The sequence below is a fragment of the Phenylobacterium conjunctum genome (assembly GCF_042679085.1).
Classification (GTDB): domain Bacteria; phylum Pseudomonadota; class Alphaproteobacteria; order Caulobacterales; family Caulobacteraceae; genus Phenylobacterium; species Phenylobacterium conjunctum.
In genome coordinates, this window is record NZ_JBHTLQ010000078.1 from 1 (window position 1) to 12,806 (window position 12,806).

The 12,806-nt window shown below is 68.8% G+C and carries 16 protein-coding genes and 1 pseudogene; 11 read left to right on the top strand and 6 right to left on the bottom strand.

Annotated features, from left to right (window positions below; genetic code table 11):
• From ACFQ27_RS19395 to ACFQ27_RS19410, 4 genes are all read left to right on the top strand, one after another.
• On the top strand, positions 1-227 hold a 227-nt coding region (locus ACFQ27_RS19395), incomplete at its 5' end, for a hypothetical protein (RefSeq protein ID WP_377354734.1).
• Between the two features lie 48 nt (positions 228-275).
• Complete coding sequence (locus ACFQ27_RS19400) at positions 276-1,676, top strand: M48 family metalloprotease (RefSeq protein WP_377354735.1); 1,401 nt, start codon at positions 276-278, stop codon at positions 1,674-1,676.
• Positions 1,677-1,709: 33 nt separating this feature from the next.
• Positions 1,710-2,441, top strand: coding sequence for a DsbA family protein (locus ACFQ27_RS19405; RefSeq protein ID WP_377354736.1), 732 nt, complete (start codon positions 1,710-1,712; stop codon positions 2,439-2,441).
• A gap of 88 nt (positions 2,442-2,529) precedes the next feature.
• Positions 2,530-4,026 (top strand): FAD-dependent oxidoreductase, encoded by a 1,497-nt coding sequence (locus tag ACFQ27_RS19410; protein WP_377354737.1) that lies wholly within the window; start codon positions 2,530-2,532, stop codon positions 4,024-4,026.
• A 24-nt stretch (positions 4,027-4,050) separates the two neighbouring features.
• Here the strand turns inward: ACFQ27_RS19410 and ACFQ27_RS19415 are convergent, their stop codons facing one another.
• A complete protein-coding gene (locus tag ACFQ27_RS19415) occupies positions 4,051-4,860 on the bottom strand; it encodes an SDR family oxidoreductase (RefSeq protein WP_374348204.1) in 810 nt (269 codons plus the stop codon).
• A gap of 151 nt (positions 4,861-5,011) precedes the next feature.
• Here ACFQ27_RS19415 and ACFQ27_RS19420 point away from each other — a divergent pair, with 151 nt between their 5' ends.
• Complete coding sequence (locus tag ACFQ27_RS19420; RefSeq protein WP_377354738.1) at positions 5,012-6,079, top strand: GDSL-type esterase/lipase family protein; 1,068 nt, start codon at positions 5,012-5,014, stop codon at positions 6,077-6,079.
• 69 nt (positions 6,080-6,148) lie between these two features.
• Complete coding sequence (locus ACFQ27_RS19425) at positions 6,149-6,502, top strand: hypothetical protein (protein WP_377354739.1); 354 nt, start codon at positions 6,149-6,151, stop codon at positions 6,500-6,502.
• A 111-nt stretch (positions 6,503-6,613) separates the two neighbouring features.
• Here the strand turns inward: ACFQ27_RS19425 and ACFQ27_RS19430 are convergent, their stop codons facing one another.
• Genes ACFQ27_RS19430 through thiS form a run of 3 tightly spaced genes read right to left on the bottom strand, consistent with a single transcriptional unit; the run spans position 6,614 to position 8,267 of the window.
• The gene (locus ACFQ27_RS19430) at positions 6,614-7,267 is read right to left on the bottom strand and encodes a 2-hydroxychromene-2-carboxylate isomerase (protein ID WP_374348211.1); all 654 of its coding nucleotides are present in this window, start codon (positions 7,265-7,267) and stop codon (positions 6,614-6,616) included.
• Positions 7,267-8,064, bottom strand: a complete 798-nt coding sequence (locus tag ACFQ27_RS19435) for a thiazole synthase (RefSeq protein ID WP_374348213.1) — start codon at positions 8,062-8,064, stop codon at positions 7,267-7,269. Before ACFQ27_RS19435 ends, ACFQ27_RS19430 begins: the two co-directional genes overlap by 1 nt.
• Before the next feature lie 2 nt (positions 8,065-8,066).
• On the bottom strand, positions 8,067-8,267 hold the full coding sequence (gene thiS, locus ACFQ27_RS19440) for a sulfur carrier protein ThiS (RefSeq protein WP_374348216.1): 201 nt from the start codon (positions 8,265-8,267) through the stop codon (positions 8,067-8,069).
• A gap of 90 nt (positions 8,268-8,357) precedes the next feature.
• Here thiS and aroQ point away from each other — a divergent pair, with 90 nt between their 5' ends.
• Genes aroQ through aat form a run of 4 tightly spaced genes read left to right on the top strand, consistent with a single transcriptional unit; the run spans position 8,358 to position 11,332 of the window.
• A complete protein-coding gene (gene aroQ, locus ACFQ27_RS19445; protein ID WP_374348219.1) occupies positions 8,358-8,795 on the top strand; it encodes a type II 3-dehydroquinate dehydratase in 438 nt (145 codons plus the stop codon).
• 32 nt (positions 8,796-8,827) lie between these two features.
• A complete protein-coding gene (gene accB / locus ACFQ27_RS19450; protein WP_374348221.1) occupies positions 8,828-9,316 on the top strand; it encodes an acetyl-CoA carboxylase biotin carboxyl carrier protein in 489 nt (162 codons plus the stop codon).
• A 5-nt stretch (positions 9,317-9,321) separates the two neighbouring features.
• Positions 9,322-10,674, top strand: coding sequence for an acetyl-CoA carboxylase biotin carboxylase subunit (accC, locus tag ACFQ27_RS19455; protein ID WP_377354741.1), 1,353 nt, complete (start codon positions 9,322-9,324; stop codon positions 10,672-10,674).
• Position 10,675: 1 nt separating this feature from the next.
• Positions 10,676-11,332: a leucyl/phenylalanyl-tRNA--protein transferase gene (gene aat, locus ACFQ27_RS19460; RefSeq protein WP_374348227.1), complete on the top strand. Its 657-nt coding sequence runs from the start codon at positions 10,676-10,678 to the stop codon at positions 11,330-11,332.
• Here aat and ACFQ27_RS19465 read toward each other — a convergent pair.
• Together ACFQ27_RS19465 and ACFQ27_RS19470 are read right to left on the bottom strand one after the other, a co-directional pair.
• Complete coding sequence (locus ACFQ27_RS19465) at positions 11,263-11,880, bottom strand: DUF2155 domain-containing protein (protein WP_374348229.1); 618 nt, start codon at positions 11,878-11,880, stop codon at positions 11,263-11,265. The two genes, aat and ACFQ27_RS19465, sit on opposite strands and share 70 nt — an antisense overlap.
• A gap of 4 nt (positions 11,881-11,884) precedes the next feature.
• The gene (locus ACFQ27_RS19470) at positions 11,885-12,283 is read right to left on the bottom strand and encodes an NADH:ubiquinone oxidoreductase subunit NDUFA12 (protein ID WP_374348232.1); all 399 of its coding nucleotides are present in this window, start codon (positions 12,281-12,283) and stop codon (positions 11,885-11,887) included.
• A gap of 173 nt (positions 12,284-12,456) precedes the next feature.
• Here ACFQ27_RS19470 and ACFQ27_RS19475 point away from each other — a divergent pair.
• Positions 12,457-12,806 (top strand): annotated as a pseudogene (locus ACFQ27_RS19475) (hypothetical protein); the annotation flags it as partial.

A 12,806-nucleotide genomic window follows, 5' to 3' on the forward strand; every position in this document is an offset into this window, starting at 1 on the left:
CCCGCGCCCGCCGCAGCCGCGCCAAGGCCGCGCCGGAGGCTGCTGCTGAGGCGCCGGCCGAGGTCGTCGCTGAGGTTGAGGCTCCGCCGGTCGCCGTCGCAGAGCCCGCGCCCGAGCCCGTGGTTGAGACCGTCGCGGTCGAGCCCCCGGCCCCGGCCGAACCGGATCCGGCGGAAATCACCGCCCCGCCGCCGAAGCCCAAGAAGGGCTGGTGGCGTCGCGGGTGACGCATTAGGGTCGGGTCGGGGAGCTGAGGTTTGGAGTTCTAGACACGCATGGTCTCCCCGACCCGCCCGCTCATTTCGAGGTTTGCGCGGACCGCCCTGGCGGCGGTCCTGACCGCAGGCCTGACCCTGCCCGCGGCCCCCGCCGCGGCCCAGGGCGAAGCGATCTCGCTGCTCCGTGACACCGAGATCGAGGCCATCCTGCACGATGACGCCGCGCCGCTGTTCGACGCGGCCGGCCTGGACGCCAAGTCCATCAACATCCTGCTGATCGGCGGCTCGGACCTGCAGGCCTTCGCCGCGCCGGGCACCATGGCGGTCTATACGGGCCTGATCCTGGAATCGAAGACGCCGAACGAGCTGCAGGGCGTCATGGCCCACGAGATCGGGCACCTGGCCGGCGGCCACTCCGCCCGCTCAGGCGAAATGAACAGCGCCGGCATGAAGCCCTTCCTGCTGACCATGGGCCTGGGCGTGCTGGCGGCCCTGGCGGGCAACGCCACCGCGGGCGCTGTGCTGGCGGGCAATGCGGGCTATTTCGGCACCCTGGGCGCGATGGGCTATAGCCGCGAACAGGAAAGCCGCGCCGACCAGGCGGGCGCCACCTATCTGGAACGGGCCGGCCTGTCGGGCCGAGGCCTGGCCGAGTTCTTCGACAACTTCCGCTACCAGGAGGTTTTCCAGGAGGCCAAGCGCTACCCCTATTTCCGCACCCACCCCCTGTCCTCGGACCGGATCGAAGCGCTGCGCGCCCGGGTGGAGAAGCAGGCCCACTATGCCGTGACGGACAGCGCAGAGGCCCAGGCCAAGCACGAGATCATGAAGGCCAAGCTGCAGGGCTTCATCAATCCGAACATCGCCATCGTGAAGTGCGGCGACAAGGTCCAGACCTATCCGACCAAGTACGCCTGCGCGATCGCCTACTACCAGCTGAAGGAGCCGGAAAAGGCCCTGGCCCGGATCGACGCCCTTCTGCAGGAGCAGCCGGACAATCCCTATCTCTGGGAGCTGAAGGGCCAGATCCTGTTCGAGTTCGGCCGGACCGCCGAGGCCGAGGCCCCGCAGCGCAAGTCGGTGGAGCTCAAGCCCGACGCCCCCCTGCTGCGGGTCAATCTGGGCCAGACCCTGATCGCCCTGACCGACAAGGCCAAAATCGAGGAAGGCGTCCGGGAGCTGAAGCGGTCCCTGGACCAGGACGGCGACAACGCCGTCGCCTGGCGGCTGCTGGCCGAGGCCTATGCGACCCAGGGCCATGACGGCCTGGCCCGCTACGCCACCGCTGAATACAACGACCGCATCGGCGACAAGCGCCAGGCCCTGATCTTCGCCATGCGCGCCCGTGACATGCTGGACAAGGGCTCGCCGGAATGGCGGCGCGCCACCGATATCGCCCACACCTCTGATCCGGACCGGGACATCTCCCGCGGCCTGGACAAGGATGACCGGCTCTAGAGCCGCCGCACACGCTTCACCAGACGGACGCCCATGACCCTTTCCAAACGCGCGGCCCTGTTGGCCGCCTGCGCCCTCCTCCCGCTCTCCGGCTGCCAGAAGGCCAGCGATGACGCCTTCGGCCAGAAGGTGCGCGCCTACCTGCTGGAGCATCCCGAGGTGATCGAGGAGGCGGTCACCGCCCTGCAGGCCAAGAAGCAGGCCCAGGCCCAGACCGCCGCCAAGGCCCAGCTGGCCCGCTATCGCGAGGCGCTGGAGCGCGATCCCCGTGACTTCGTGGCCAATCCGAACGGCAAGCACACGGTGGTGGAGTTCTTCGACTACCGCTGCGGCTACTGCAAATCCTCGGCCCCGGAGATCCTGGCCCTGATCAAGCAGAACCCGGACATCCGCTTCGTCTTCAAGGAATTCCCGATCTTCGGCGATGAGTCCGACGAGGCGGCAAAGGTCGCCCTGACGCCAGAGGGCAAGGCCAAGGGCCTGGACCTGTTCCGCAGCTTCATGACCGAGCGCTCGCTGGACAACCCGGCCATCGACCGCCACCTGGCCGCCGCCGGCCTGAACCCCGCCGCGGTGCGGGCCGCCGCCGAGAGCCCGCAGGTGGCCAAGCACATCGCCGACACCCGCGCCCTGGCCAAGGCGCTGAACCTGGAAGGCACCCCCGCCTTCATCGTCGGCGACCGGCTGATCCCCGGCGCCGACATGGCGGCGCTGAACGCGGCCATCGTCGAGTTGAAGGCTCGCGACGCCAAGCCCATGGGTTGAGGAAAGCGCCCCGGCTTACCTTGGGTCGGGCTTTCCAAGACCGGCGTTCCCCGACTAGACTCCCGGCAAATAGGCGTTGGGAGGCGTCATGAGCGAACGGGTTCTGGTGATCGGAGCCGGCATGGCCGGGCTTTGCACGGCGCTTGCGCTCGCCCCGACAGGCCGCGAGGTGGTGCTGTTGGAGCGCGACCCGTCGCCGCCGCCCGGGGACGCCGACGAGGCGTTCCGGGACTGGAACCGTCGCGGCGTCGGCCACCTTCGCCACAGCCACGCCTTCCTGGCCCGGCTGCGCTCCCTGATCCGCGACGAGCACCGCCCCTTGCTGGACGACCTGCTCGCCTCCGGCTGCCGCGAGATCACATTCGCGGAGATGCTCACCGACCTGCACAAGCCCCGCTACCAGCCCAAGCCCATCGACGCCGACATGGTGGTGCTGACCAGCCGGCGCACGACGCTGGAGCTGATCATGCGCCGCTATGTGGAGCGCCTGCCCGGCGTCTCCATCCGGCCGGAGACCTTCGTGCGCGAGCTGGTGGTCGAGACCCCCGCCGACCGCCCTCTGGCGGTGACCGGCGTCCGGCTGGAGGACGGCGAGGTGCTGTCCGCCGATCTGGTGGTCGACGCCGCCGGCCGCACCTCCGGCGCCTGTGAACAACTGCGGGCCCTGGGCGCGCCGATCGCCGAGGTCTCGGAGTCGGCCGGCATCCTCTACTTCACCCGCCACTACCGGCTGCGGCCGGGCCAGGCCGAGCCGCCGCGCGGCAAGAACCCGGCCTCGGGCGACATGGGCTATATGAAGTTCGGGGTGTTTCCGGCCGACAACGGCTGCTTCTCCATCACCATCTGCGTGCCGGAGATCGAGTTTGAGATGCGCAAGGCGATCCTCGACCCCGAGGTGTTCGACCGCCTGTGCCGCGAGATCCCGGGTCTCGTCCCCTGGCTCGAGCCCGAGCGCACCGAAGGCGTCAGCAAGGTGTTCGGCATGGGCGACCTGCACAGCCGCTGGCGCGACCTGGTGACCGACGGCAAGCCCGCGGTGACCGGCTTCTTCGCCCTGGGCGACGGGCTGGTGCGCACCAACCCGCTCTACGGCCGCGGCTGCTCCTTCGCCGCGGTCAGCGCCTACCAGCTGCGGGACACCCTGGCGGAGAGCGCCGATCCGGCCGCGCGCGCCCTGCGCTACCACGAGCGGATCCAGGCCGAGATCCGGCCCTACTACGACAACATGCTGGAACAGGACCGCGCCGCCGTTCGCCGCGCGCGCCAGACCCTGACCCCGGGCTACAAGCCCAGCTTCCGCAGCCGGATGACCAAGAGCTTCCTGGAGGATGGGCTGAACATCGCGGTCCGATCGGACCCCGAACTGATGCGCGAGGCCCTGCGCAGCTTCCACATGCTGGAGCACCCGTCGGCCTGGCTGCGCCGGCCGAAGAACCTGGCCAAGGTCATGGGCTACTGGGCCAAGGGCAAGCGCGCCAACGCCGCCGCCTACCCGCCCAAGCTCGGCCCGGAGCGCGAGGCGCTCTACACGGCGCTCGGCGTGTCACCGACGGCGGACATCGAGCGGCTGGCGGCGGAGGGTTAGCACCGCCCATCCCGGCGGAGGCGTTCAGCTCTCCGCGGGCTCGGTCAGCCCCGCGAACGGCCCGCCCTTGGCGAAGCTGTCGCGCACGGCTTCCGGCGTCAGGGTCGCGGCCTTGTCCAGCTCGAAGATCTCCGGCGGCACGTACCAGTGCAGCTTGTCGGAGTGGTAGGCCTCCCAGACCACCTCGGCCACGGCGCGGGGCGGGATGGCGCGGAACATGCCCTCCTTGGGCGCGGCCTCGACGGCGCCCGGCGGCAGGATCGGGGTGTCGATCAGGCCCGGCAGCACGTCGGCGGCGCGCACGCCATAGGCCTTGAACTCCACAGACAGCGCCTCGGTCAGGCCCTTCACCGCGTGCTTGGTGGCCGAATAGACCGCGATGCCCGGAATGCCGAAGGTCGCCGACGAGGACGAGGTCGTGAAGCACATCGAATTGGGGGTGGCGCGCAGGTACTGCAGGCCCTCGTGGACGCCGATGAGCACGCCGACGAAGTTGACGTTCACCACCGCCATGATGTCGTCGAAGGTCATGTCGGCGAACGGGCCGCCGCGGCCGATGCCGGCGTTGTTGTAGAGGATGTCCATCCGCCCGCCCGTCGCCTCGGCGAAGGCGGCCAGGCAGGCCTTGTACTGGTCGCGGTCGGTGACGTTCAGCACGCCGGTGACGCAGTTCTCGCGGCCGATGTCGCGCTTCAGGGTCTCCAGACCCGCATTGTTCACGTCATAGGCGCCGACGAACCAGCCCTTCTCGGCGAACAGCAGCGCGGTCTGGCGGCCCATGCCCGACGCGGCGCCGGTGATGAAGATGGTCTGGCGGCCGTTGGACACACCCATGTGCGGTTCTCCCCAATTTCGCTTCCGCGCTCGGACGGCGCGCTCAAGGCCAGTCTAGAGCTATTGCCCTTGGGGAACGGAGCGGAAATCGCGGCTGTCGAAAACGGTGCGCCGTTCTAGACTTGGGTCCAGTGAACCGGGAGGGCGGCGCGTGCGAAGACCTTGGTGGACGGCTCTCGTCCTCGGCCTGATCGTCTGCGCATCCCAGGCTGTAGCCCAGACCGCCCTGCCCTTGCGCACCGTAGGCCGGACCGTCCCCGGCGTGGCCGGCTTCAGCCTGATGCAGTGGCCCGGCGTCTATTTCGAAGGCGCGTTCACCGGCGCGGAGGTCACGGTCGGGCCGGTGTCCGGCAAGGCCCGCTTCAAGGTCGAGATCGACGGCGCGCCGGCCGGCCTGCTGACCTCTGGCGATCCAGCCCTGCGGATCTCAGGGCTCACCCCGGCCGCGCATCGGCTGCGGGTCGAGCGCATAGACGAGCAGCGTGACGTGGTGGCCGGCTTCGGCGGCGCCACCGTGCCGGGTCCAGAGAATGTCCTGGCCCCGCCCCCGCCGCGGGCGCGCCAGATCGAGTTCATCGGCGATTCCTTCACCACCGGCTTTGGGCTAACGGCCGGCAGAAGCTTCTGTACGAACGGGAAGATCTGGGCGACGACCGACACCTCCCAGACCTTCGCGGCCCGGCTAGGCCGCCACTATGACGCCGACTACCAGGTGATCGCCTATTCCGCTGGGGGGCTGGTGCGCAACTCACCCTTCCGGCGCACAAAGCCCGTCGTGCCGCAGCTCTACGAGCGCACCCTGTTCGACGACCCGACCCCTGCCTCGCGCGATCCGACCTGGAGGCCGCAGCTGCTGGTCCTGTCCCTCGGCAGCAATGACTTCGCTCCGATGGACCGGCGCGAGGCCTGGAAGACGCCGGCCCAGGTCGAGGCCGCGCTGGTCCCGGCCGGAGTCGCCTTTGTGCGCAAGCTGCAGGCCCGATATCCCGGGGTGAAGATCCTGCTGCTGGATTTCGACGAGGCTCCCGTGGTCGCCAGCAACCGGCTGATCATGGCCGAGCTCGAGAAGGCCGGCGTCAGCGACGTGCGCCACGTCTCGACCCGCGACCGCTTCGCCTTCAGCGGCTGCTTCCAGCACTTGGACGCCGCGGACAACGCCCGCATCACCACCCAGCTGCAGGAGGTGATCGACGCCTGGCCGGGGGTGTGGGACCGCTAGCTCATATGATCATGATCAATGCGATCGGGCGGTGACCGGCGACCTTGGCGCGCAGACGCTGGAGGCCGCATGCCCGTCGAAGTTCGCATCGCCCGTATCCTGGGGCCCTTCCTGCTGGCCATGGGCCTGACCGAGCCCTTCGCCATGCCGGTGTTCGCCGCCCAGACGGGGCCGGTGGTCTATCTGAACGGGACGCTGCTGTTTGTGGCGGGCGTCGCCATCCTCCAGGCCTATTCGCGCTGGACGCAGGATTGGCGCAGCCTGGTGACGCTGTTCGGCTGGGTCATGACCGCCGCCGGCCTCTATCGCCTGGCCCAGCCCGCCGCGCCCCAGCTGGACGCCGGGCCGGGGACGGATGCGGTGTTCCTGGTCCTGATCGCGGCCGGGGCGGTGCTGACGCTTAAGGGCTATCGGCGAACCTAGCTCCGCTCACCCCGGCGAATGCCGGGGTCCAGGTGAAGCCTCCTGAGCTACAAGTCTGGAAGCGAAAGCGATCTTTGATCTGGATCCCGGCGTTCGCCGGGATGAGCGGCGTCATGAGCGCGCCTGCATCCCGTTCTTCTTCAGCCGCCAGACCAACAGGTCGAAGCGGTCCTGGCCGAAGAAGGGTTCGTTCTGGTGGACCATGCAAGGCACGCCCCAGTGGCCGGAGGCGCGGTGGGCCTCCTGGTTGGCCTCGATCTCCTGGGCGATGGCGTCGCCGGCCGCGTCGGCCTCGGCCTGCAGGTCTGCCTGGTTCAGGCCGGCGCGCTCGATGGCCCGGGCCAGCTTGTCGCCCTCGTTCCAGGGCATGTCCTGGCCCGACCAGATCAGCCGGCTGACCTCGTCAAAGAAGGCCACGCCCTGCGGCTTGTGCGAGGCGATGACACCGAGCGGCATCAGAAGCGACAGGTGCGGCTGCTCCTTGGCGCCGTTCAGGGTGGCCATGTCGACCACCACCGGATCGGGCCGCGGCCACGCATAGGGCAGGCCGTGGTATTCGGCGAGCCGCATGGTGTCCCGCATCAGGTACGGGATGAACAGCGGATCCTGCTTGGTGAAGAAGCCTTCTGAGCGCACGGCCAGGGGATAGACCGGCCGCATGTTGACCGTGACGTCGTAGTCCTCCTGGAGCGCCCGAAGCTTGGACATCACCAGGTAGGAATAGGGGCTGCGGAAAGACCAGAAAACGTCGACGGAGAGGCTCATCAGATAAGTCCGGATAGCGGAGACGAGGCCTCAGCATACATGCGTTTTGGCATACGTCCTGCCAAAAACGCCTCGCGGCCGGCGATCACCGCATGCTTCATGGCCCGCGCCATGCGGATCGGATCCTGCGCCCCGGCGATGGCGGTGTTCATCAGCACCGCGTCGCAGCCCAGTTCCATGGCGATGGCGGCGTCTGAGGCCGTGCCGACGCCCGCGTCCACCAGGACAGGGACGCTGGACTGCTCGATGATCAGGGCCAGGTTCAGGGCGTTCTGGATGCCGCGGCCCGAGCCGATGGGCGCTGCGGCGGGCATGATGGCGGCGGCCCCGGCGTCCTCCAGCTTCTTGGCGTAGACGGGATCGTCGCTGCAGTAGACCATCACCTGGAAACCCTCGGCGATGAGCATCTTCATGGCCCGCAGGGTCTCTTCCATGTCCGGCAAGAGGTGCTTGGTGTTGGACAGCACCTCCAGCTTGACCAGGTCCCAGCCGCCGGCTTCGCGAGCCAGGCGCAGGGTGCGCACCGCCTCCTCGCCCGTGAAGCATCCCGCCGTATTGGGCAGGAAGGTGAAGCGGTCGGGCTTCACATAGTCCACCAGCATCGGCTGGCTGGGATCGGACAGGTTCACTCGTCGAAGGGCGACGGTGACGATCTCCGCGCCGGCGGCCTCGGCCGCGGCGGCGTTCTCGGCGTAGTCCTTGTACTTGCCGGTGCCGACAATCAGGCGGGAGGAAAAGGTCCGGCCCGCCACGGTCCAGGTGTCTTGAGCCGTCGCGGTGGTTTGGGCGCCGTCCATGGTCAGCCGCCTCCGATAAAGTGAACAATCTCGATCCGGTCGCCATCGGCGACAGGAGTCGCGTGATAGGCCGAACGCGGAACGATCTCCAGATTGCGTTCGATGGCCACCTTGCGTGGATCCAGGCCCAAGGCCTCAACCAGGGCCGCCAGGTGCGAAATCCCTGAAAATTCCCGGGTCTCGCCGTTGATCGTCAGGGTCATGGGCAGCCTCGAATGCGGGGTCGCGTGTCGCAATGCTTGTGACCCCCGCCGCCGACCGTTACAAGACGGCGGAATCGACGGCGGAGCCGAATGTCGAAACCGATCTATGTGCTGAGCGGTCCCAACCTCAACCTTCTGGGGACCCGCGAGCCGGAGATTTACGGAAAAGCCACCCTGGACGATGTGCGGGTGCTCTGTGAGCAGCGCGCCTCGTCCCTGGGGCGCAGCGTCGTGTTCCGGCAATCGAACCACGAAGGCCAGCTGATCGACTGGGTGCAGGAGGCGCGCAAGGAAGCCTGCGCCCTCGTGATCAACCCGGCCGGCTATGGACACACCTCCATCGCCCTGCTGGACGCGCTGAAGATGCTCGAGATTCCGATCATCGAGTGCCACCTCTCCAACCCGGCGGCCCGCGAGGCGTTCCGTCATCACACCTATGTGTCGCTGGCGGCGACCGGAGTGGTCTCCGGTTTCGGCGCAGCGAGCTATGAACTGGCTGTCGAGGCCGCGGCGAAGCTTTCCGCCTAAGCCTCACACCAAAGCAGATAAGGGTTCTTCCTATGGCTAGCAGTCCCAAGGCTCCCGCCGATCAGCTCGACGCGCGCCTGGTCCGCAAACTGGCCGATATCCTGACGGACACCGGGCTCAGCGAAATCGAGGTCGAGCATAACGGCCTGAAGATCCGGGTCGCCAAGACCCTGACGGCCGCGCCCGTGGCCTATGCGGCCGCCCCGGCCCCCGTGGCCGCCGCGCCGGTCGCCGCCGCCCCCGCGGCGCCGGCCGCTGTGGAAGCCGCCGCTCCCGCCGCCGTGCGCGGCGATGCGGTCAAGTCGCCCATGGTCGGCACCGTCTACCTGCAGCCGCAGCCCGACGCCCCGGCGTTCGTAAAGGTGGGCGACACGGTCACCGCCGGCCAGACCCTGATGATCGTCGAAGCCATGAAGACCATGAACCCGATTCCGGCGCCCAAGGGCGGCCGCGTGGTCGAGATCCTGGTCGCGGACGCCCAGCCGGTCGAGTTCGGCGAGCCCCTGATCGTCATCGAGTAAGGGTCATGTTCGACAAGATCCTGATCGCCAACCGAGGCGAGATCGCGTTGCGGGTCCACCGGGCCTGCAAGGAGATGGGCATCGCCACCGTGGCCGTCCACTCCGAGGCTGACCGCAGCGGCATGTGGGTGCGCCTGGCGGACGAGAGCGTCTGCATCGGCCCGGCGCCCGCGGCCAAGTCCTACCTGAACATCCCCTCGATCATCGCCGCGGCGGAGATCACCGGGGCGCAAGGGATCCATCCCGGTTACGGCTTCCTGTCCGAGAACGCCCGCTTCGCCGAGATCGTGAACGCCCACGGCTTCACCTTCATCGGCCCGAAGCCGGAGCACATCCGGATGATGGGCGACAAGATCACCGCCAAGCAGGCCGTGAAGGACGCGGGCATCCCCGTGGTGCCCGGCTCCGACGGCGCGGTGACCACCGAGGAAGAGGCCTTCGAGGCCGCCAAGAAGATCGGCTTCCCCGTGCTCATCAAGGCCGCCGCTGGTGGTGGCGGGCGCGGCATGAAGGTCGCCCAGACTGAAGACGATCTGGCCGAGGCGGTGTCCACCGCCCGCGCCGAGGCCCGCGCGGCTTTCGGCGATGACGCGGTCTATATGGAGCGATACCTCCAGACCCCGCGTCACATCGAGCTGCAGGTCGTGGCCGACAGCCACGGCAACGTGGTGCACCTGGGCGAGCGGGACTGTTCGCTGCAGCGCCGTCACCAAAAGGTGCTGGAAGAAGCCCCCTCCCCGGTCATCGACGCCGCCGCCCGCGCCAAGATCGGCAAGGTGGTCGTCGATGCGGTGCGCGCCATCGGCTATCTCGGCGTCGGCACCATCGAGTTCCTGTATGAGAACGGCGAGTTCTTCTTCATCGAGATGAACACCCGCCTGCAGGTGGAGCACCCGGTCACCGAGGCCATCACCGGTATCGACCTGGTCCGCGAGCAGATCCGCATCGCCGCCGGCCTGCCCCTGTCCTTCCGCCAGGAAGACGTGGTCTTCGAAGGCCACGCCATCGAGTGCCGGATCAACGCCGAGAACCCGCGCACCTTCGCCCCCTCGCCGGGCCAGGTGACAGACTTCCACGCGCCGGGCGGCCTGGGCGTGCGGCTGGATTCGGCCATGTACGCCGGCTATTCGATCCCGCCCTTCTATGACAGCCTGATCGGCAAGCTGATCGTCCACGGCCGGGACCGCGAGGAGTGCATCGCGCGCCTCAACCGCTGCCTCGGCGAGGTGGTGGTCGGCGGTATCGAGACCACCATCCCCCTGTTCCAGGACCTGTTGCTGCAACCCGACATTCTGGCGGGGAACTACAACATCCACTGGCTGGAACGCTGGTTGAAGGACCAGGCCTCAGAGGGATGAGATGGAGGCGTTCGACGCCCACGATCTCCTGAACTGCTATGCCCAGGGCGTCTTCCCGATGGCGGACGCCCGTGAGGACGAGCACATCTTCCTCATCGACCCGCAGCGGCGCGGGGTGATCCCGCTCGACGGTTTCCATGTGAGCCGCCGCCTCGCGCGCACCGTACGCAGCGATCCTTTCGAGGTGCGCGTGGACACCGCCTTCGCCCGCGTGGTCGCCGCCTGCGCCGAGCCAAAACCCGGCCGCGACCAGACCTGGATCAACGCCACGATCGAGCAGCTCTATGCCGAGCTGTTCGAGATGGGGAACGCCCACAGCGTCGAGTGCTGGGCGGACGGCGAACTGGTGGGCGGGCTCTATGGCGTCTCGCTGGGCGCGGCCTTCTTCGGCGAGAGCATGTTCTCGCGGCGCACCGACGCCTCGAAGGTGGCGCTGGTCCACCTGGTGGCCCGGCTGATCGCCGGCGGCTTTGTGCTGCTGGACGCCCAGTTCATTACCGACCACCTGACGACGTTCGGCGCGCAGGAGATCGCGCGCCTGGACTATCATCGTCGGCTGGGCCGCGCCCTGGAGCGCGAGGGGGATTTCTACGGCGCTGCGGGTCCAGCGGGCTTCACCGGCGCCGCCGCCCTGCAGGTGATCAGCCAGGCGTCGTAGACCGGGTGCTCCAGGGGATCGAGCCCCGGAGACGAGGCGTACATCCAGCCCTTGAACACCTGGCGCGTGGCCGGCGTCGGCCGACCGGGCGTCGGCTTGGGCTGGGAGTCGATGGTCAGGTAGGCGATGGAGTCCTCGAGGGGCTCGTCCGGCGCGGTCTGCTCGCAGGCCTTCACCGTGAACACCAGGGTCTTGTAGCGCACCGGCTGGCCGACAGCGGCCTCGAAGCGCACGGTCTCGGCGGTGACCTTGTCGAGCGCCTGGAGGATGGCGACGTCGTAGCGGGCGCGCTTGATCACACCCTCGGCGGGCTTTTCCACCACCTGGGCCTTGGGCGGGGCCGCGGGCGCGACTTCGCTGGCCTGCATGGGCGGCGCGGCCACCGGCGCCGGCGGGGCGACCACCTCGGGCGGAGCTTCCTCGGTCGCCGGCGCGCTGGGCGTCACGGCCGGCGCAGGCGCGGTGGTCTGGGCGGCCACCAGGCCAGCCAGACCCATGGCGGCCAGGCCGCTCAGGACACCGACAGCGCGGGTGAGGTTCCGCCCCATGGTCCTATTCCGGACGCCAGGCCTCGTAGTCGCCGGTCGCCTTCGGGCGTTCGCCGCCACGGGCGATGGAGCCCTTGGGGCGCCAGGCATGCACGGTGCCGGTCAGGTTCGGACGGTGGTCCTTCTCCCAACCCTTGCGGGCCAGCGGCTCGCGGGTCGGCGGCTCATCGAAGGTGTAGTGCAGCCAGCCGTGCCATTCCGGCGGGACCTTCGAGGCCTCGGCGTAGCCGTTGTAGATCACCCAGCGGCGCTTGCGGCCGACGTCGTACGAATCCTTGGTGTCCTTGGCTTCGTAGTACTTGTTGCCCAGGTGGTCCGACCCGATGAAGACGCCGCGGCGCCAGGCCGTGAAACGCACGCCGATTGTCGCGCCGTTCCACCAGGTGAGCATTGCTTTCAGCACAGGATTTCCGAGTCCGGATCGGTTGGGAGGCGGCGGGACTATAGGTCCGCGCCCCGTGGGCGTCCAGCGGCGCGAACGTCGCAAGATGTTGGGGATAGAGCCCCCTGCGACCGCAACATCTATTGAAGGCGGGCGTTCGGACCCGTAACCTTGCCGCATAGGAGAAGCTTCACGTGCGGACGGATGCGTCGAGGATCGAACGCAGGACCCTGGAACGGTCCGGCGAGGTGGTCGAGGTCCTGGCCCCGGCCCACTGGACCGATGCGCGGGTCGAAGCCTGGCTGGACTGGGCTGGCGGCGACGCCGACCTGCCCGCCGCCCTGTTCCGCCGCGCCGAGGCCCTAGCCGAACAGGCCGACGCCCTGGGCCTGTTCGAGAGCCCCGCCGCTCGCGCCGCCTTCCGCCGGGACCTGGGCGCGGCCTTCATCTCTGGCCGCGTCGCCCTGGCCGAGCCGGGCTGGGCGTTGGGTCCGGAACTCCTGCCCACCAACGCCCCGGATTTCGCCGAGCGCCTGGGCCGGCT

Bases quoted from the DNA above. Each gene is read 5' to 3' on its own strand.
- aat (WP_374348227.1), top strand. From the start codon at position 10,676: ATGGAGGCGTTCGACGCCCACGATCTCCTGAACTGCTATGCCCAGGGC.
- ACFQ27_RS19405 (WP_377354736.1), top strand. From the start codon at position 1,710: ATGACCCTTTCCAAACGCGCGGCCCTGTTGGCCGCCTGCGCCCTCCTC.
- accB (WP_374348221.1), top strand. From the start codon at position 8,828: ATGGCTAGCAGTCCCAAGGCTCCCGCCGATCAGCTCGACGCGCGCCTG.
- ACFQ27_RS19410 (WP_377354737.1), top strand. From the start codon at position 2,530: ATGAGCGAACGGGTTCTGGTGATCGGAGCCGGCATGGCCGGGCTTTGC.
- ACFQ27_RS19415 (WP_374348204.1), bottom strand. From the start codon at position 4,860: ATGGGTGTGTCCAACGGCCGCCAGACCATCTTCATCACCGGCGCCGCG.
- accC (WP_377354741.1), top strand. From the start codon at position 9,322: ATGTTCGACAAGATCCTGATCGCCAACCGAGGCGAGATCGCGTTGCGG.
- ACFQ27_RS19400 (WP_377354735.1), top strand. From the start codon at position 276: ATGGTCTCCCCGACCCGCCCGCTCATTTCGAGGTTTGCGCGGACCGCC.
- thiS (WP_374348216.1), bottom strand. From the start codon at position 8,267: ATGACCCTGACGATCAACGGCGAGACCCGGGAATTTTCAGGGATTTCG.
- ACFQ27_RS19430 (WP_374348211.1), bottom strand. From the start codon at position 7,267: ATGAGCCTCTCCGTCGACGTTTTCTGGTCTTTCCGCAGCCCCTATTCC.
- ACFQ27_RS19435 (WP_374348213.1), bottom strand. From the start codon at position 8,064: ATGGACGGCGCCCAAACCACCGCGACGGCTCAAGACACCTGGACCGTG.
- ACFQ27_RS19465 (WP_374348229.1), bottom strand. From the start codon at position 11,880: ATGGGGCGGAACCTCACCCGCGCTGTCGGTGTCCTGAGCGGCCTGGCC.
- aroQ (WP_374348219.1), top strand. From the start codon at position 8,358: ATGTCGAAACCGATCTATGTGCTGAGCGGTCCCAACCTCAACCTTCTG.
- ACFQ27_RS19425 (WP_377354739.1), top strand. From the start codon at position 6,149: ATGCCCGTCGAAGTTCGCATCGCCCGTATCCTGGGGCCCTTCCTGCTG.